We start from the raw sequence: 16,503 nt of genomic DNA on the forward strand, positions 1-16,503 counted from the left end.
GGGAACCTCTAAGACAGGGAGCGGGCGATTTCGGTGATGACATCATAGGCCATGCGAACGTCATCCTCTGTGGTTTCGAACTGACCGGCCTGAAAGCGGATCACAAGATCGCCATCGACACGGGTTTGGGTCAGATAGATGCGGCCATCATCGTTGATCGCATCGACCAGGCGCAAGTTCAGATCGTCCAAATCGGTATGTCCCTCAGGCGTATAGCGGAAAGTCCACAGCGACCACATCGGCGGGGTGACAATATGGAAGTCCGGCTCGGCCGCCAACCGATCATGCAGGTCGGTGGACCAGTTCACATGGTTGCGCAGCCGTTTGCGCAGCCCCTCCAACCCATAGGCGCGCAGTACGAACCACAGTTTCAGCGCCCGGAACCGGCGGCCCAGAGGCACTGACCATTCGGAATAGTTGATAATCCCGTCCTTACCGTGGGTCTTGAGGTATTCCGGGCTGATCGCCAGCGTCTGCACCAGATCATCGGGGTTTTTCAGGAAATGCGCGCAGCAGTCGAATTGCACACCCAGCCATTTATGCGGGTTGAACACGATGCTGTCGGCCTGCGCGATCCCGGGCCAATAGTGGCGGTATTCCGGACAGATCATCGCCGACCCCGCCCAGGCCGCGTCTACATGGGAATACAGCCCGTATTTCTGCGCAATCTTCAGGCATTCATCCACCGGATCGGTTGCGCCGGTGCCAGTCCCTCCGACACACAGAATGACGCCTGCGGGCTGCAAACCAAGGTTTAAATCTGCCTGAATCGCCGCTTCCAGCGCCGCGGGGTCCATGCCGCGCCAGTCGCCCTTGATCGGGATGCGCACCAGATTGTCTTGTCCGATCCCGGCCACCCAGATGGCGCGATCCACCGAAGTATGCACTTCGGACGAGCAATAGATGCGCAGCGGTTTCTGCCCGAACAATCCCTGCTGGTTGCCCTGCCAGTTCAACGCTCTTTCCCGCATGGTCAGCACCGCCGCCAGTGTTGCCGAGGAGGCGGAGTCCTGAATGACGCCGGCAAATCCTTCGGGCAGGTCCAGCGCCTGGCGCAGCCAGTCCATCATCCGCGTTTCCATCTCGGTCGCGGCGGGCGAGGTCTGCCACAACATGCATTGCGGCGCTATGGCACTGGTCAGAAACTCGGCCAGAACCGACGGGGGCGACGTGTTCGCATTGAAATAGGCAAAGAACCGGGGGTGCTGCCAATGGGTGATACCGGGCATCACGATATCTTCGAAATCGCGAAAGATATCCTCCATCGCCTGTGCCTGTTCCGGCGGATGGGCGGGCAGGGCGTCCAGAATCTCGCCCGGTTCGGTTCGGGCACGCACCGGTTTGTCACCCACGGTCAGGTGGTAATCCTGCGCCCATTCGGATATTTTCTTACCCCAGTCGGTGAACTCGTCCCACTTCATGCCAATCCTCGGATATCTGTCAGACCCGGATTTGCCCCGGGGTGAGTTTCTTCATTGTGCCAGTCATGGCGATTAAGCGCCAAAGGTCAATATTAATTGCCATGTTTACTAAATTTGAATTGCATTGGCCCAAAGTGCGCCAATTCGAAAGACTCTAACAAGGGCCACAGGTAACATTACAACGAGGAATAGATTGGCCCGTTGCAGTATCGCGTGAATTCGGTGAAAATTCCTTATGACCAATGAAGTACCATTGACGTCACGTTCATTGCCCATTGCATTACTTCGGGCCAGAGAACGGGTCATGGGGCCCATTCGCAAGATGCTGACGGATGTCGGTGTAACCGAACAGCAATGGCGCGTGCTTCGCGTCCTGGACGAGGAAGGCCCGCAAGAGCCGACCCATATTGCGGACCGGGCGTGCCTGTTGTTGCCAAGCCTCACCCGCATTCTGCAAAAGCTCGAGACCAAGGGGCTGATCCGCAGGGAAGTCCACCCGGACGACAAGCGCAGGCAGATCGTCGATATCTCAGCCAAGGGAAGGCAGATTATCCGCGACAACATTCAGGTGACGGTCCATCTGGCCGAAGATTTGCGCACCAAGCTGGGCCCGGACCGGCACGAGGCGCTGCTGGACCTGTTGAATGAACTGCGCAATCTGGAAACGTGACGCCCAAAATACGAACCCCGCCGGAGTTAGGCATTCTCTCCGGCGGGGCGGCCAGACGTGTACTGGATTATGTGCCTGGCCCGAGGCCGGTTGCGTCGAATAGGTCCCGACGGTCCGACCTGCGCTTCAGAAAACGTGCCGGACCGAAATATACCGGCTCTCTGACGCAAAGACTTTGGGGGTAAAGTCTTAGGCCGTAGTTCTCTGAAGTATTCGCATCCGTTAACGCCGCGTGGTTCGCGGCTTTATGGGATGTCTTCACGTCCAGACGGGTGCATGTTTACCCGCCGTACCTGTGAGCGGCGGCCAGAGCGCGCCGTACCCCGAGTAACCGGCGTCGTCGCTCTGCCACCCTCCAATTTAGAACTGTTCCGGTGTTTTCCAAGACAGGGCACCCGGATTGTGAACGGAATTTGCTCAGTTTTTTGTGTTCTGCAGTGCCGGGCGTGCGCAAAACCGGGCGTCTTGTCCCCTCGGATTGCGGCGCTAAGATGCGGGCTGGCTGAAACAAAAGGGGGCCGCGATGCCAGATACTGTGTTTTCTTTACCCGAGCCGATTGCGATTCCGGTTCTGGGGCAACAGGCGGCGTATCCGGTGGGGAGGATTTTCTGTGTCGGCCGCAACTATGCAGCGCATGCAGCCGAGATGGGGCACGAGGTCGATCGTGAGGCGCCGTTCTATTTCACCAAATCTGCCCCAAACGCGGCGCTGACCGGAGCAACCGTGCCTTACCCGCCGGGCACCGATAATTTTCATCACGAGATGGAGCTGGCCGTGGCCATCGGCAAACCCGTCTTTCGCGCCACCAGCGAACAGGCCTGGGACTCGGTTTACGCCTATGGCTGTGCGCTGGACATGACCCGCCGCGACCTGCAAATCCGCGAGCGCAACAAGCAGCGCCCCTGGGATTTGGGCAAGGATCTGGAGGCCGGGGCAGTGTTTGCGCCGCTGACTCGTGCCGCTGACTGGTCGCCGGCGGATGACACCCGCATTCATCTGAGCGTGAATGGCGAGGTCCGTCAGGACGCAACGCTGAATGAGCTGATCTGGAAGATCGACGAGATCATCAGCCATCTGTCCGGCTATTACCATCTGCGGCCCGGAGACCTGATTCTGACCGGCACGCCCGCCGGTGTCGGTCCGGTTCAGGCCGGGGATGTGATCGAGGGTGGCATTGATGGGTTGCAGCCGATCCGACTGACGCTAACGGACGCAGAATAGACCCTATTTAGGGTCTTTCAACCAGTCTTTCGCAAACACCACATCGTCCAGCCCGGCAAAACGACGGACGCGGTCCAGTTCCGATTGCAGGCGCCGGGTGCGGGCCTCTGACCAGCGCACAGACCGCTCCGGCCACAGCGCGCTGACTTGCAGGACGCCCCGATCGCGCTGGGCTTTCATGTCGATGCGGCCAATCATCCGGTCGCCCTCCAGCAGAGGGAAGACGTAATACCCGTAGGTCCGCTTTGCGGCAGGGACGAAAACCTCGATCCGGTAGTGGAACCCGAACAGCCGCTCGGCCCGGTTGCGGTCGCGCAACATGGGATCAAACGGACTGAGCACCCGGATGCGCCCCGGCGGTGCGGGCAGGTCAGCCGCCGCAAGGCCGGGCCGGACCAGCAGTTTCCGCGCCTGTCCGTTGGCACATGTAACTTCGATTTCTTCCAATACCCCCTGTGTTAGACCCTTTTCGCACCAGTTTTTCGCCTCGGCCACGCTGACCGTGTCCCAGAAGGCCGCCAGCTCTCCGGGCGTGGCAAAACCCAGTCGGTCCAGTGCGGCGTTGCACAGCCAATCCACGGTTGCCTCGGCATCGCAGGCCATCTTGCCCGGGCACAGATGCGTGTCGATCACCCTTTCGGTTAGGTCATAGCGTTTCTGAAACCCGTTGCGGCCTATCACCGTCAGGGCCCCTGACCGCCACAGAAACTCCAGCGCGGTTTTGGAGGGATGCCAGTCCCACCAACCGCCGGACCCTTTCTTTTCGTCCTTGCCCACATCCGAGGATGATACCGGCCCGTGGTCGCGGATATGCTGCAGAACGGTGGCGAATTGCTGTTCGAACCCGTCGCGACGCCAGTTCTTCCAGCGAGACTTTAATAGCGCCTCGTCGCGTTGAAACCGCAGGTGCCAGTGCGGGTAGAATTCCATCGGAATGACCGCGGCGTCATGGGTCCAGTGCTCGAACAGTGCCTTGTCGCGCTCATAGAGGCGTTTGAGGTTCTTCGCGCGGTAGGACGGCCGCCGCGAAAACAGGATCATGTCATGGGCCCGGGCGACAGTGTTGATGCTGTCCAGTTGCACAAAACCCAGCCGGTGGATCAGGTCCAGCAGATCAGCGCCCTTGGCCCCACCCGAAGGCTGTTCGGCCAGCGCATGGCGGTCCATGAACAGGGCACGGGCCGCCTTGTTGTCCAGCCGTTGCAGCGCCACAGCGTCAGCGCCGTTTCAGCGTATCACCATAGCTGATCTTGGGGGTCAGGGTCACGCGGGTGTCGATCTCGGCATCCGGTTCGGCCAGTTGTGCGGCGATGATCTCAGCCGCCTTGCGCCCGATTTCCAACCGGCAGGCATCCATCGTGGCTAATTTGCGGGGCAGACCCTGCAGCAGTTCGACATTGTTGAACCCGGCCAGACCGATCTGCCCCGGCACATCGATGCCCTGTTCCAGCAGATACAGCAACCCGCCGGCACCAATCATGTCATTGGAATAATACAGAAAATCCAGCTCTGGCGACCGCTCCAGCATGGCTTGCGTCATCTCGCGCCCCTTAGCCAGGGCCGAGCCGCCGGAATAGAACTCGCGATCCTCGATCTCTACACCGTTCTTGCCCAGAACTTCGGTGAAGCCTTCAAACCGCTTCCGCGCACGGTGGTCCAGCGGCATCTTGGTGCCCATGAAGCCGATATGCTGATATCCGGCCTTCAGGATCGCCTCGGCCATTTCACGCCCGGCGCGACGGTGCGAGATGCCGACCATCGCGTCCACGGGCTTGCCATCGGTATCCATAATCTCAACCACCGGAATTCCGGCCGAATCCAGCATGGCCCGGGCAGCCTCGGTATGTTCCAGCCCGGCGATGATCACTCCCGATGGCCGCCACGAGAGCATCTCGTACAGCACTTTTTCTTCTTTCTCGGGCAGATAGTCGGTGACGCCGACCACGGGCTGCAACTCGGTATCTTCCAGCACCTGATTGATACCGGTCAGAACCTCGGGGAAGACCATGTTCGACAGCGATGGGATGATCACCGCGACCAGGTTGACCCGGCTTGAGGCCAGCGCGCCTGCGATCTTGTTGGGGACATATCCCAGCTCTTTCGCGGCGGCCAGAACGCGGGTGCGGGTGGCGTCTGACACGTCGCCCCGGTTTCTCAGAACCCGGCTGACCGTCATCTCTGACACTCCGGACGCTTCGGACACATCACGAAGGGTAAGCGGGCGTTTTGTTTCTGTGGTCACGGAGGGCACCTGCACTGTTGTTTTGCCCGATGGTAGCGTGAACAGGACGCGATTTACAACTGTTGTGCAAAACTCATGACAACCGAAAAAAACCGCGTTACAGAGAGCCTTGCGCGGCCCCGTGGCTCAACTGGATAGAGCAGCCCCCTCCTAAGGGGCAGGTTGCAGGTTCGAATCCTGCCGGGGTCGCCAGTTTCAGGCAGTTTCGGTCTGTGGTTCAACGGTGCTCCAGACGCAATCATGGTCTGACAACGGTGTTCCTGTAGCGGAAATCGAGGTCAGAATTCCGCTTTCTACAGGTGCGAATCCTCGACCTGCCAGCCAGTCCAGTTTCATTTTGCGGTCCGGGTGCGGGGTGATCAGGCTTGGCCGTGTCGTCAGCCCCGGCGGGGTAAAAGCCCAGGAATAGCCATGGCCCTCGGCCAGATCGAACAGGGTTTCCCGCCGCCAGTCGAAATCGGGTGGAAGGTGGTTGCCGGTGTTCAGGTCTCCGCCAATAAGGACCGGCAGACCGGGGGCAAAGGCGTCGAGTTTCTGCAGCAACAGATCAAATTGAGCGTGCCGGTGCGCCGTGTCCGCGTTACTTTCCAAATGGGTCGAGACCACGCAGATGGGGCCGCTGGCATTTGGGATCACGGCGGCGATGGCCATGCGGCCGCCGACGCGGGGTTGCTCGGGGTCGGCCGCACCGGCCTCGGGCGCGAACCAGTGGCCGTGGTCGTCCAGACGGATCAACGCGGTGCGTTCAAATGGCACCGAGGACAGGATTGCGTTGCCGTGCCAGCCGTGTTCGTTGAATTCATCCGTGCAGAAAGACCGTTCGGTCGGGCCGCCCAGATCAAGTTCGTGAAACTCCACCCCGAAGGCGTAGACCATGCCCAAAGCACGCGCCATCTCTTCGGTTGTGTGGCGTTGAGACGTGCGGGCCATACCATGATCGACCTCGGACAGAAGCACGACGTCCGGGGCAATCGGTTTAAGGTGGGCGGCGGTGTCTTCGGGGAACAGGCAGCGCTCCACATTCCAGGCCGCGACGGTGAATTGGGCGGGCAGTTGGGTAGCCGATGCCTCACCCCCCACCTGCAGCGCGTTCATGGCAGGCAGGCCGGACAACAGGCCCCGGTGCGCCTCGGACGTACGGGGTGCGGCCAGAATCTCCTGACGCTGATCCGGGGTCACAGCGGGGAGAACACGCAAACTTTCTGTAATCAAAGGACTTTTCCCGTTTCCGCATCGAACAGCCGCAGGGCGTCGGGTTTGAGAGTGACGCGGGTTTCGCCGGTTTGAACGTCGTGGTCTTTGTTGACCATCACAGTAAAGGGCTGATCCGCAATCGCACCGTGCAGCAGGCGGTGGGCGCCGAGTTCTTCCAGAATATCGACGCGGAAAGTGACCGAGCCCTGTTCGTCCAGCTCAACATCCTCGGGGCGTATGCCCATCGTGACCGGGCCGGCATAAGAGCCGGGGGCAGGCATCAGCCCGTCATACCCGTTGATCCGGACCTGCTGATCGGCCACCTCGGCCTCGATCAGGTTCATCGGCGGTGCGCCCATGAACGAGGCAACAAAGGTCGAGGCCGGGTTGTGGTAGATCTCGGTCGGGGTGCCGATCTGTTCGATCTGGCCTGCGTTCAGAACGATGATGCGATCCGCCATCGTCATCGCCTCGACCTGATCATGGGTCACGTAGACGGCGGTGGTACCAAGGCGGCGTTGCAGGGCCTTGATCTCGATCCGCATCTGGTTGCGCAGTTTCGCGTCAAGATTCGACAGCGGTTCATCGAACAGGAACAGCGCCGGGTCGCGGACCACCGCGCGGCCCATGGCAACCCGCTGACGCTGGCCACCGGACAGCTGCGCCGGTTTGCGGTCCAGATACTCGGTCAGGTTCAGCATCTTGGCGGCGTCTTCCACCTTGGCGGCAATCTCGGACGCCGGGGTACCGCGGTTCTTCAGCCCGTAGCCGATATTCTTGCGCACCGTCATATGCGGGTACAAAGCGTAGTTCTGGAACACCATCGCGATGTCCCGATCCGCCGGGTCCACATTGTTGACCACCCGGTCGCCGATTTTCAGCGTACCCTCGGTGATATCTTCCAGCCCCGCAATCATCCGCAGCAGGGTGGATTTACCGCAGCCCGAAGGGCCGACTAGGACGACGAACTCGCCATCCTGAATGGTGAAGCTGGTGCTTTTAACCGCCTTAAAGCCGTTGGGATAGACCTTGCGGATGCCCTCTAAAGAAACCTGAGCCATGCGCGTATTCCTTATTTATCGGATTCTGTGAGGCCCTTGACGAACCAGTTCTGGAAGAAGATGACGATGGCCACGGGTGGAATCATCGCCACGATGGCCAGCGCCAGGGCCTGCCCGTGTTCGGGGATCTGACTGTCGGTATAGGACAGCACGATCTGCTTGATGCCCCGGACCAACGTAAAGAAGCTTTCGTCGGTGGTGATCAGGGTCGGCCACAGATACTGGTTCCAGCCAAAGACGAACATGATGATGAAGATCGCCGCGATCATCGTCCGGCTAAGCGGGACGAGGATGTCGATGAAGAATTTCCACGGGCCTGCACCGTCGATCCGGGCGGCCTCGGCCAGTTCCTCAGGTACGGACATGAAGAATTGGCGGAAGAAGAAGGTCCCCGTTGCCGAAGCGATCAGTGGCACAATCAGGCCGGTATAGGTGTTGGTAAGGCCCAGCTTCTGGATCGCCTCGTAGGACGGCAGGATGCGCACCTCAAGCGGCAGCAGCAGGGTGGTGAAGATCATCCAGAAGGCCAGTGTCGCAAAACGCAGACGGAAATAGACAATCGCATAGGCGGCCATCATCGAGATGATGATCTTGCCCACGGCAAAGCCGATGCCGAGAATGAACGAGTTCATCAACATCAGCGTTCCGTCAACTGTCTGGGTAAAGCCGCCCTTTTCAAGCATGGCGGCGTGGAAATTCTTGCCCAGATCGTCGCCGATCGTCAGTTGCAGCCCTTCGCGGTGAATCGTCACCGCATCATGGCTGGCCGTGGTCAGCGCCAGCAGCGGCGGCAGGATCATCAGCAGCGAACCGAGGATCAAGACGACGTGATCTCCGACCGTTTCCCAGCGAATGCGGCGGGGGCGGTGGGTGACGGCGGGTGTTTCAAGCGTTGTGTCAGCCATGACTAGCCCCCTCAGGTATAGTGAATCCGGCGTTCGACCAGCCGGAACTGAAAGACGGTCAGGATCAGCACCAGAACCATCAGGATCACCGATTGCGCAGACGAGCCGCCCAGATCATTGCCCCGGAAGCCATCCAGATAAACCTTGTAGACCAGCGTCATCGGGTTGTTGCCGGGTTCCCCCTTCATCAGCGCGTCGATGATGCCGAACGTGTCGAACAGGGCGTAGGTGATGTTGATGATCAGCAGGAAGAATGCGGTCGGCGCCAGCAGCGGGAAGGTGACCTGCCAGAACCGCCCGGTGGCCGAGCGGTTGTCGATCATCGCCGCCTCGCGCACGGAGCGCGGGATGGATTGCAGGCCCGACAGGAAAAAGATGAAATTGACCGGGATCTGCTTCCAGACCGACACGATGATCATCGCGGTCGCGGTGGCGTTGTAGTCGACGCCCAGTTTGAAATCCCACCCGAACATCTGGAAAAACTTGGTCATCGGGCCGGTGCTCTGGTCAAAGAACAGGATACCTAGGAAGCCCGCGACCGGCGGTGCGATCGCATAGACCCACATCAGCAGCGTCCGATAGGTCTTGGCTCCACGCAGCACCTTGTCTGCCTTCACCGCCAGCAGCAGCGCGATGGCCAGCGAGAAAAACGTGACGAGGATGGAAAAGACAACCGTGAACCAGGCGATGCGCTTGTACTGATCGTTGCCCATCAACGAGGTGTAATTGTCCGCCCCGACAAAGGTTGATCCGAACCCGAACGGGTCCTGCAGAAAGAACGATGATTGCAGCGCCCAGCCCGCAGGCCAGTAAAAGAAAATGCCGATGATCATCAATTGTGGCAGCAGCAGCGCCACAGGTAGCCAGATATTGTCGAAGCCCGCGCGTTTCATGACCCGTCCGTAAGAATGAGAAGGGATGGCCGCGCCGTGACGACGCGACCATCCTGGGGGTGATCCCGGGGTTTAACCCTGGGTCTTGGCGAAGCGGGCCAGCAGTTCGTTGGCTTCTGCTTCGATGTTTTCAAAGGCGGTATTCACGTCGGTTTCACCGGTCAGGATACGGCCATATTCGCGGTTCATGATGTCGCGGATCTGGACGTAGAAGCCCATGCGGTAACCCTTGGTGTTCTCACCGGCCTTGGCCTGCAGCTGATTCACGCCCACGGCCGCTGCGGGGAAGCGGTCATAGTGGCCGTCGGTCTTGGCAAGCTCATAGGCGGCCTCGGTGATCGGCACGTAACCGGTTTCCTGGTGCCAGAAATACTGGGTTTCAGGCGAAGTGAGGAAGCGGAAGAACTCGGCGGTTGCCTTGTTTTCCTCGTCCGACTTGCCCGACATGGCGAACAGGGCGGCACCACCGATGAAGGTCTGGGTCGGCTCGGGGGTCACGGCTTCCCAATAGGGCAGTTCCACTGCGCTGAACTCAAACGGCAGGTCTTTTTGCAGCAGGCCGCCGAACGAGCCGGACGAGCCCAGCCACATGGCAACCTTGCCTTCTTCGAACGGCTTGGCGTTGTCGCCCCAGCCGGTGCCGTACCATTCGAACAGACCGTTGTCTTTCCACTCGGTCACGGCGGTGAAGTGCGCCTTGATGGCGTCGTTGTTGACGAGAATCTGGGTGTCGGTGCCGTCATAGCCGTTGTTGTTGGTCGCAAACGGCAGGTCATGACGCGACATGAAGTTCTCGGTGAAGATCCAGGGCAGGTGCGACTGGCTGAGCGCGATATAGCCTGCGTCTTTCAGCGCCGGAGCGGTGGTCGACTGGAACTCTTCCCAGGTTTTTGGCGGGGTGACGCCTGCGGCTTCCAGCGCGTCGACGTTGTAATACAGGATCGGGGTGGACGAGTTGAACGGCATCCCGATCATCTTGCCGTCGCTGTCGGCGTAGAAATAGCGAACGCCGGCGATGTAGTCGTTGATGTCGAAGTTGACACCGTTGTCGGCCAGCAGGTCCTGGACCGGAACAGTCGCGCCCTTTGCCGCGATCACGGTGGCGGCACCGGCGTCAAACACCTGCATGACGTTTGGCTGCTCGCCCGCGCGGAAGGCGGCGATACCGGCGGTCAGCGTTTCTTCGTAGCTGCCCTTGTAGATCGGAGTGATCTTGTATTCGTCCTGCGACGCGTTGAACTTCTCGGCAATCTTGTTGACGGTTTCGCCCAGCTGTCCGCCATGGGCGTGCCACCACGTGATTTCGGTTTCTGCAAAGGCCGCGGTCGCGGTGAACGCGAGGGCTGCGGCAGTTGCGCAGAACTTCAGGTTGGTCATTTCGATCCTCCGGTTCGATACCGGCCCCTTGCAGCAAAGAGACCGGTGGCAATAGTTGCCAGGTTGTTGCGCAGGCTCTCCTGCAGCGTTGTTCAAACGTGCAGTCCTCCGACCTGCTCTGCGAGCCGCGTCTGGATTCTGCACACGTGCTCACATAATGTTAACGTATGACAGTTCGATGAAAGATTTCTAGCAATATTGACAAATTTATCAAAAAAAGAGGACTGAATTGGTGTGACAGACGACAGCAGCAAACCTGCCGAAAGGCCTCGCCGCGTGACGGCGCAAGCCGTTGCCGATGCGGCCGGAGTGTCGCGTTCCGCGGTTTCACGCGCGTTTACGCCTGGCGCTTATCTTGATGCAAACAAACGAAAAAAGATCCAGAAGATGGCCGCGCGCATGGGCTATCAGCCCAACGCTCTGGCGGCGGGGTTAAAGGGTGGCCGGTCGCATCTGGTGGCGGTTTTTGTTGGCAACATGCGCAACACCTATGATTCCGAATTCGTGAACCGTCTGGTGGGTCAGCTGAACGCTTTGAACAAGTGGCCGATTCTCATTGATGGCGGTGATGACCACGCCGAAGCGGCCATTGATCAGGTGATGCGGTACCCGCTGGACGCTCTGATTCTGCGGGGCGGCAGTATGCCCGGCGCACTGGTCGAGCAGTGCAGCAAATTTGGAGTACCGATGATTTCATCCGGCCGGATCGTGGATGCGCCGGGGGTGGATAACGTGTGCTGCCGGAACGCCGATGGCATGCGCATCGCCACGCAGACCCTTATTGATCGGGGCCGCAAGCGGTTCGGCTTTATTGCCGGTGCGGAGTGTTTTGCCTCATCCGCCGATCGCCGGGCGGGTTTGATGGAGGCTCTGGATCAGGCCGGGCTGTCGTTGATCGCGGAAGAGGCGGGCGAGTTTACCGTCGAGGCCGGGTACGATGCGTCGATGAACCTGTTGCGGGGCAACAGCCTGGATGCACTGGTTTGTGCCAATGACGCCAGTGCAATCGGTGCGCTGACCGCGGCGCGCGAACTTGGCGTGGATGTGCCAGGGGCCCTGTCGATTGTGGGCTTTGATGATATCGAAATGGCCGGATGGCCGACCTTCAATCTGAGCACCGTGAGCAACCCCATCGACGACGCGGTCGAGCACGTGATCCACTTGCTGGAACGTCGGTTGTCCGAACCCGCAAGAACCAGCGAAACCCTCCTGATCGACCCCTATTTCGTGCCGCGCGGGACGCACTGAACACCCGCGTTGCACCAATCAGGGGCGCAGCTTCTCGGCGCCATGCGCCTCGATCCCGGCAGGTTCGGGAAAACGGGCGCGGGTGCGGTTGGCAAACGCCACGAGTGAAAGCATCACGGGCACCTCGACCAGAACGCCCACCACGGTGGCCAGGGCCGCGCCCGAATTCAGGCCGAACAGACTGATGGCGACAGCGACGGCCAACTCAAAAAAGTTCGACGTGCCGATCATGGCGCAGGGGGCGGCGATTCGGTGGGGCACTTTCAGCGCGTAAGCCGCGCCATAGGCCAAGGCGAAGATGCCGTAGCTCTGAATCAGGATTGGCACCGCGATCAGGACGATCACCAGCGGTTTCGCCAGAATGGTCTGTCCCTGCAGGCCGAACAGGATGACCACCGTTGTGATCAGGCCCAGCACCGACCACGGTTTCACCCAGGCCGAAAATGCGTCAATGGCGTCTTGCGAGCCCAGTTTGCGGCGCGTGATCAACCCGGCGATCAGCGGCAGCACCACATAAAGAACCGTCGCCAGCACCAGCGTCTGCCATGGGACCGAGATATCGGTCACGCCCAGCAAAAACGCCACAATGGGGGCAAAAGCCACCACCATGATCAGATCGTTCACCGAGACCTGCACCAGCGTATAGGTCGGATCGCCTTTGGTCAGTTGCGACCACACGAAAACCATCGCGGTGCAGGGGGCCGCGCCCAGCAGGATCAGACCGGCGGTGTATTGCGCGGCATCCTCGGGCTGAATCCACGGCGCGAAGACATAGTCGAAGAATAGCACCGCCAGCAGCGCCATGGTGAAAGGCTTGATCAGCCAGTTGACCACCAGCGTCACGATCAACCCTTTGGGCTGGCGTGCCACGCCCGCAACGGCGCCGAAGTCGACGCCTACCATCATCGGATAGACCATGGCCCAGATGAGCACGGCCACAACCAGATTGACGCTGGCCACCTCAGCCGAGGCGATCAGCCCGATCAGCCCCGGCGCGGCCAGACCAATCAGAATACCCGCAATCATGGCGAGGGCGACCCAGACGGTCAGGTAGCGTTCGAAAATGCTCATGAGTAGGCCTCGTTTGTTTGATCGGTCAGCTTGCCCGACGTCAGCGCCGCCAGTGCCACCATCACGGCAGCGGTGCCCAGAACCAGAGGCAGCCCGCCGATTTGATAGGTCAGGCCCGACAACACGGTGCCCACCAGGCGACCCGTTGCGTTGGCCATGTAGTAGAAGCCGACATCCATCGTCACCCGTTCGGACTTGGTGAAGGCCAGGATCAGGTAGGAATGCAGCGACGAATTGACCGCAAAGATCGCCCCGAACACCAGCAGACCCAGAACCAGCGTGACGGTCAGCCATGTCTGCGGCCCCGAGGATACCAATACCGCAACCGTCAACGCCGCCGGAATGCAGAACAGGGCGGTGGCCCAGCTGCGGGCGGCATGGATCAGGTCGCCTTCGCTGCGCTCGGATGCGCGCAGGATCTTGGGTGCGCTGGCCTGAACGGCTCCGTACAGGATCACCCAGACGGCCATGAAGGTGCCGATCATGAAGAACGCCGCGCGGTTGCCCTCCTCGGTGCCGTCGGACAGCACGGCATAGAAATAGATCGGGATGCCCACCACAAACCACACGTCCCGCGCGCCGAACAGGAATACCCGCGCTGCCGACAGCCAGTTCACGTTTGAGGATTTCGAGAAAACCTCGGAGAATTTTGCGCCCTTGCGTCCCTTGGGCAGGCCGGGTGGCATGAACTGGATGACGGCCACCAAAATAACCGCCAACACAATCGCCATGGCTAGCGTGGCCCAGACAAAGCCCAGCGTCGCTAGCAAAGCAGCCCCCAGCAGGAAACCCAAGCCTTTGACGGCATTCTTCGAGCCGGTCAGAACAGCAACCCAGCGAAACAGGCCACCGCCTTCGGTCGGCGCCAGCAGTTTCACCGCGGATTTTGAGGACATCTTGGCCAGATCTTTGGCGACACCACTGGCCCCCTGCACGATCATCACAAAGGCAACTTTGGCCGGAATCGCCCAGTTAGGGTCTAGTTGTGTGAGAACAAGCAGCGCCGCCACCTGCAACGCCAGCCCCGCATACAAGGTCGAGGTCAGCCCGAACCGCGCCGCGATCCAGCCTGCCGCAAGGTTGGTCCCCATCCCGGCGATTTCATAAAGAACAAACAGATACGCCAGCTGGACCGGCGAGAACCCCATCGTATGAAAGTGCAGCAGCACCAGCATACGCAGGGCCCCGTCGGTCAGCATAAAGGCCCAATAGGCCGCCGTGACCGCAACATAGGCCGACAGTCCTTCGGGCCGGGTGGTCACAGCGATGCCCCAACCTTCAGCGCGACATCGACCAGACGGTGCGCATAGCCCATCTCGTTGTCATACCAAGCATAGATTTTCACCTGCGTCCCGTTCACCACCATGGTCGAGGGCGCATCGACGATCGAAGACCGTTCGTCATTGGTGTAATCGGTTGAGACCAGCGGGCGCGTTTCATAGCCCAGAATGCCCTTCAACTCGCCCTCGGCTGCGGCTTTGAAGAAGGCGTTGACCTCTTCAGCAGTGGTTTCACGCTCCACCTCGAACACGCAGTCGGTCAGCGAGGCATTCAGCAGCGGTACGCGGACTGCGTGGCCGTTCAGACGGCCTTTCAATTCGGGATAGATCAGCGTGATCGCAGTGGCCGAGCCGGTGGTGGTCGGGATCAGAGAGTTCAGTGCCGAACGCGCGCGGCGCAGGTCCTTGGCGGGACGGTCCACGATGGTTTGCGTGTTGGTCACGTCATGGATCGTGGTCATCGAGCCGTGGCGGATGCCAAGGTTTTCGTGGATCACCTTGACCACCGGAGCGAGACAGTTGGTGGTGCAGGACGCCGCCGTCACGATGTGATGCGTGGCCGGATCATAGGTGTCTTCGTTGACGCCCATGACGATATTGGTGGTGGGGCCGTCCTTGACCGGGGCCGAGACGACAACCTTTTTAACACCGGCTGCGAAATAGGGCGCCAGCTTGGCCTCGCTCTTGAAAACGCCGGTGCAGTCGATCACCACGTCCACACCATCCAGAGGCAATTCGTCCAGATATTTGGTGCCGATAAAGGGCAGGCGCGTGCCGTTGATGGTGACGCTTTCGGCATCGTGCGAAAATTCGGCGTCCCAACGACCATGTACCGTGTCAAACTCCAGCAGATGCGTGTGCATCTCGGGATCGCCGACGCTGTCATTGATCCAAGCGATCTTGGCGCCCTTCTCCAGCAACGGTTTCAGGGCCAGTTTTCCCATCCGGCCCAGGCCGTTTACAGCGTAAGTCGTCATTTCGTGTCCTCAAGTGACGTCCTGCCGATGTCATCGACAGCAGTTTGCAATGCAATCCGGTCCAGGCTTTCGACCGGCAGCGAGGTAAAGGCTTCGATCCGGCGCTTCAGCGCGCCATAGGCATTTTGGAAGGCCAGGCTTTTTTCCGCATCGGTGCCTGTAGCCTTGACCGGATCCACCATACCCCAATGGCCGCTGATCGGCTGGCCTTCCCAGGCCGGGCATTCTTCGTTGGCGGCCTGGTTGCAGACGGTAAAGACAAAATCCATCTCGGGCGCGCCAGCTGCGGCGAACTCGGACATGTGCTTGGAACGCAGGACCGAAGTATCATGCCCTTTGTCCTTCAACACCTGCACGGCAAAAGGATTGAGTGCCGATGTCGGCTGGGTTCCGGCAGAATAGACGTTGAACCGGTCGTTACCCAGTTCGCGCAGCAGCGACTCGGCAAAGATCGAGCGGGCAGAGTTGCCCACGCACAGAAACAGTACATTGAACTTGCGGTCCGTCATGGTGTCATTTCCTTGGCTGAAAGGCATGCAGATATCAGGGCGGCCACGGCAGCAATCGAGGACCAGAAAATCCAGCATGTGCTGCACGTTCTTCATATCGACCGAATAGAGAAGAGAGGTTCCCGACCGTTCCTGCGTCACCAGCCCCGAGCGTTGCAGCGCGTTCAGATAGTTCGACAATGTGCTGGCCTTGATATCCAGCTCGGTTGCAAGCTCACCGGCGGGCACAGTGTCAGGAAAGCGTCGCATCAACATGCGAAACACCGAGATGCGCTGCGGGTGGCCGAGGATGGCGAGTTGGTCGGTAATCTGTTCTGTCATATTTCATGAAATATAGAAATAATGATTGTACAGCAATCCGTGAATCGCGTCGTTACAAAAAATTCACAGTCAAATACGCGGGTGCGATGTTTTAGGGCAGAAGATCAGGTGC

At 59.9% G+C, this 16,503-nt stretch carries 15 protein-coding genes and 1 tRNA gene; 4 read left to right on the forward strand and 12 right to left on the reverse strand.

Annotated elements, in window-relative coordinates; all coding sequences use genetic code 11:
- Positions 1–8: 8 nt before the first annotated feature.
- Complete coding sequence (locus tag GOX63_RS11940) at positions 9–1,421, reverse strand: pyridoxal phosphate-dependent decarboxylase family protein (RefSeq protein ID WP_170326203.1); 1,413 nt, start codon at positions 1,419–1,421, stop codon at positions 9–11.
- Positions 1,422–1,656: 235 nt separating this feature from the next.
- Between GOX63_RS11940 and hpaR the strand changes: the two genes are divergently transcribed.
- On the forward strand, positions 1,657–2,091 hold the full coding sequence (hpaR, locus tag GOX63_RS11945; RefSeq protein ID WP_170326204.1) for a homoprotocatechuate degradation operon regulator HpaR: 435 nt from the start codon (positions 1,657–1,659) through the stop codon (positions 2,089–2,091).
- A 523-nt stretch (positions 2,092–2,614) separates the two neighbouring features.
- Positions 2,615–3,313: a fumarylacetoacetate hydrolase family protein gene (locus GOX63_RS11950; protein WP_170326205.1), complete on the forward strand. Its 699-nt coding sequence runs from the start codon at positions 2,615–2,617 to the stop codon at positions 3,311–3,313.
- Positions 3,314–3,316: 3 nt separating this feature from the next.
- Here the strand turns inward: GOX63_RS11950 and GOX63_RS11955 are convergent, their stop codons facing one another.
- Positions 3,317–4,525, reverse strand: coding sequence for a winged helix-turn-helix domain-containing protein (locus GOX63_RS11955; RefSeq protein ID WP_170326206.1), 1,209 nt, complete (start codon positions 4,523–4,525; stop codon positions 3,317–3,319).
- 4 nt (positions 4,526–4,529) lie between these two features.
- Complete coding sequence (locus GOX63_RS11960; protein ID WP_170326207.1) at positions 4,530–5,555, reverse strand: LacI family DNA-binding transcriptional regulator; 1,026 nt, start codon at positions 5,553–5,555, stop codon at positions 4,530–4,532.
- A gap of 115 nt (positions 5,556–5,670) precedes the next feature.
- Here GOX63_RS11960 and GOX63_RS11965 point away from each other — a divergent pair.
- Positions 5,671–5,747 (forward strand) — tRNA-Arg (locus GOX63_RS11965).
- 3 nt (positions 5,748–5,750) lie between these two features.
- Here GOX63_RS11965 and GOX63_RS11970 read toward each other — a convergent pair.
- The 5 genes from GOX63_RS11970 to GOX63_RS11990 all read right to left on the reverse strand — a co-directional run bounded on the left by GOX63_RS11970 (position 5,751) and on the right by GOX63_RS11990 (position 10,985).
- Positions 5,751–6,767: an endonuclease/exonuclease/phosphatase family protein gene (locus GOX63_RS11970; RefSeq protein WP_170326208.1), complete on the reverse strand. Its 1,017-nt coding sequence runs from the start codon at positions 6,765–6,767 to the stop codon at positions 5,751–5,753.
- On the reverse strand, positions 6,764–7,810 hold the full coding sequence (locus GOX63_RS11975) for an ABC transporter ATP-binding protein (protein WP_170326209.1): 1,047 nt from the start codon (positions 7,808–7,810) through the stop codon (positions 6,764–6,766). Before GOX63_RS11975 ends, GOX63_RS11970 begins: the two co-directional genes overlap by 4 nt.
- Positions 7,811–7,821: 11 nt before the next feature.
- Entirely contained in the window at positions 7,822–8,715 is an 894-nt protein-coding gene (ugpE, locus tag GOX63_RS11980) for a sn-glycerol-3-phosphate ABC transporter permease UgpE (RefSeq protein WP_170326210.1), read from the reverse strand.
- An 11-nt stretch (positions 8,716–8,726) separates the two neighbouring features.
- Complete coding sequence (locus tag GOX63_RS11985; RefSeq protein ID WP_170326211.1) at positions 8,727–9,608, reverse strand: ABC transporter permease subunit; 882 nt, start codon at positions 9,606–9,608, stop codon at positions 8,727–8,729.
- A 72-nt stretch (positions 9,609–9,680) separates the two neighbouring features.
- Entirely contained in the window at positions 9,681–10,985 is a 1,305-nt protein-coding gene (locus GOX63_RS11990) for an extracellular solute-binding protein (RefSeq protein WP_170326212.1), read from the reverse strand.
- Between the two features lie 234 nt (positions 10,986–11,219).
- Between GOX63_RS11990 and GOX63_RS11995 the strand changes: the two genes are divergently transcribed.
- Positions 11,220–12,233 (forward strand): LacI family DNA-binding transcriptional regulator, encoded by a 1,014-nt coding sequence (locus GOX63_RS11995; RefSeq protein ID WP_170326213.1) that lies wholly within the window; start codon positions 11,220–11,222, stop codon positions 12,231–12,233.
- A gap of 18 nt (positions 12,234–12,251) precedes the next feature.
- Here the strand turns inward: GOX63_RS11995 and arsB are convergent, their stop codons facing one another.
- The 4 genes from arsB to GOX63_RS12015 are packed head-to-tail and all read right to left on the reverse strand — an operon-like array spanning position 12,252 to position 16,391.
- A complete protein-coding gene (gene arsB / locus GOX63_RS12000) occupies positions 12,252–13,304 on the reverse strand; it encodes an ACR3 family arsenite efflux transporter (RefSeq protein WP_170326214.1) in 1,053 nt (350 codons plus the stop codon).
- Positions 13,301–14,566 carry an organoarsenical effux MFS transporter ArsJ gene (arsJ, locus tag GOX63_RS12005; RefSeq protein ID WP_170326215.1) on the reverse strand — a complete coding sequence of 422 codons (1,266 nt, stop codon included), beginning with the start codon at positions 14,564–14,566 and terminating at the stop codon, positions 13,301–13,303. Before arsJ ends, arsB begins: the two co-directional genes overlap by 4 nt.
- Complete coding sequence (locus GOX63_RS12010) at positions 14,563–15,561, reverse strand: ArsJ-associated glyceraldehyde-3-phosphate dehydrogenase (protein ID WP_170326216.1); 999 nt, start codon at positions 15,559–15,561, stop codon at positions 14,563–14,565. The genes arsJ and GOX63_RS12010 overlap by 4 nt, the downstream gene beginning before the upstream one ends.
- Positions 15,558–16,391 carry a helix-turn-helix domain-containing protein gene (locus tag GOX63_RS12015; protein WP_170326217.1) on the reverse strand — a complete coding sequence of 278 codons (834 nt, stop codon included), beginning with the start codon at positions 16,389–16,391 and terminating at the stop codon, positions 15,558–15,560. The genes GOX63_RS12010 and GOX63_RS12015 overlap by 4 nt, the downstream gene beginning before the upstream one ends.
- Positions 16,392–16,503 lie beyond the last annotated feature (112 nt).

The organism is Ruegeria arenilitoris, from assembly GCF_013031355.1.
Classification (GTDB): Bacteria; Pseudomonadota; Alphaproteobacteria; order Rhodobacterales; family Rhodobacteraceae; genus Ruegeria; species Ruegeria arenilitoris_C.

What these genes read in the sequence shown, in the direction of transcription:
- GOX63_RS11940 (WP_170326203.1), bottom strand. Translation starts at nt 1,421, where the DNA reads ATGAAGTGGGACGAGTTCACCGACTGGGGTAAGAAAATATCCGAATGG.
- hpaR (WP_170326204.1), top strand. Translation starts at nt 1,657, where the DNA reads ATGACCAATGAAGTACCATTGACGTCACGTTCATTGCCCATTGCATTA.
- GOX63_RS11950 (WP_170326205.1), top strand. Translation starts at nt 2,615, where the DNA reads ATGCCAGATACTGTGTTTTCTTTACCCGAGCCGATTGCGATTCCGGTT.
- GOX63_RS11975 (WP_170326209.1), bottom strand. Translation starts at nt 7,810, where the DNA reads ATGGCTCAGGTTTCTTTAGAGGGCATCCGCAAGGTCTATCCCAACGGC.
- ugpE (WP_170326210.1), bottom strand. Translation starts at nt 8,715, where the DNA reads ATGGCTGACACAACGCTTGAAACACCCGCCGTCACCCACCGCCCCCGC.
- GOX63_RS11985 (WP_170326211.1), bottom strand. Translation starts at nt 9,608, where the DNA reads ATGAAACGCGCGGGCTTCGACAATATCTGGCTACCTGTGGCGCTGCTG.
- GOX63_RS11990 (WP_170326212.1), bottom strand. Translation starts at nt 10,985, where the DNA reads ATGACCAACCTGAAGTTCTGCGCAACTGCCGCAGCCCTCGCGTTCACC.
- arsB (WP_170326214.1), bottom strand. Translation starts at nt 13,304, where the DNA reads ATGAGCATTTTCGAACGCTACCTGACCGTCTGGGTCGCCCTCGCCATG.
- GOX63_RS12010 (WP_170326216.1), bottom strand. Translation starts at nt 15,561, where the DNA reads ATGACGACTTACGCTGTAAACGGCCTGGGCCGGATGGGAAAACTGGCC.
- GOX63_RS12015 (WP_170326217.1), bottom strand. Translation starts at nt 16,391, where the DNA reads ATGACAGAACAGATTACCGACCAACTCGCCATCCTCGGCCACCCGCAG.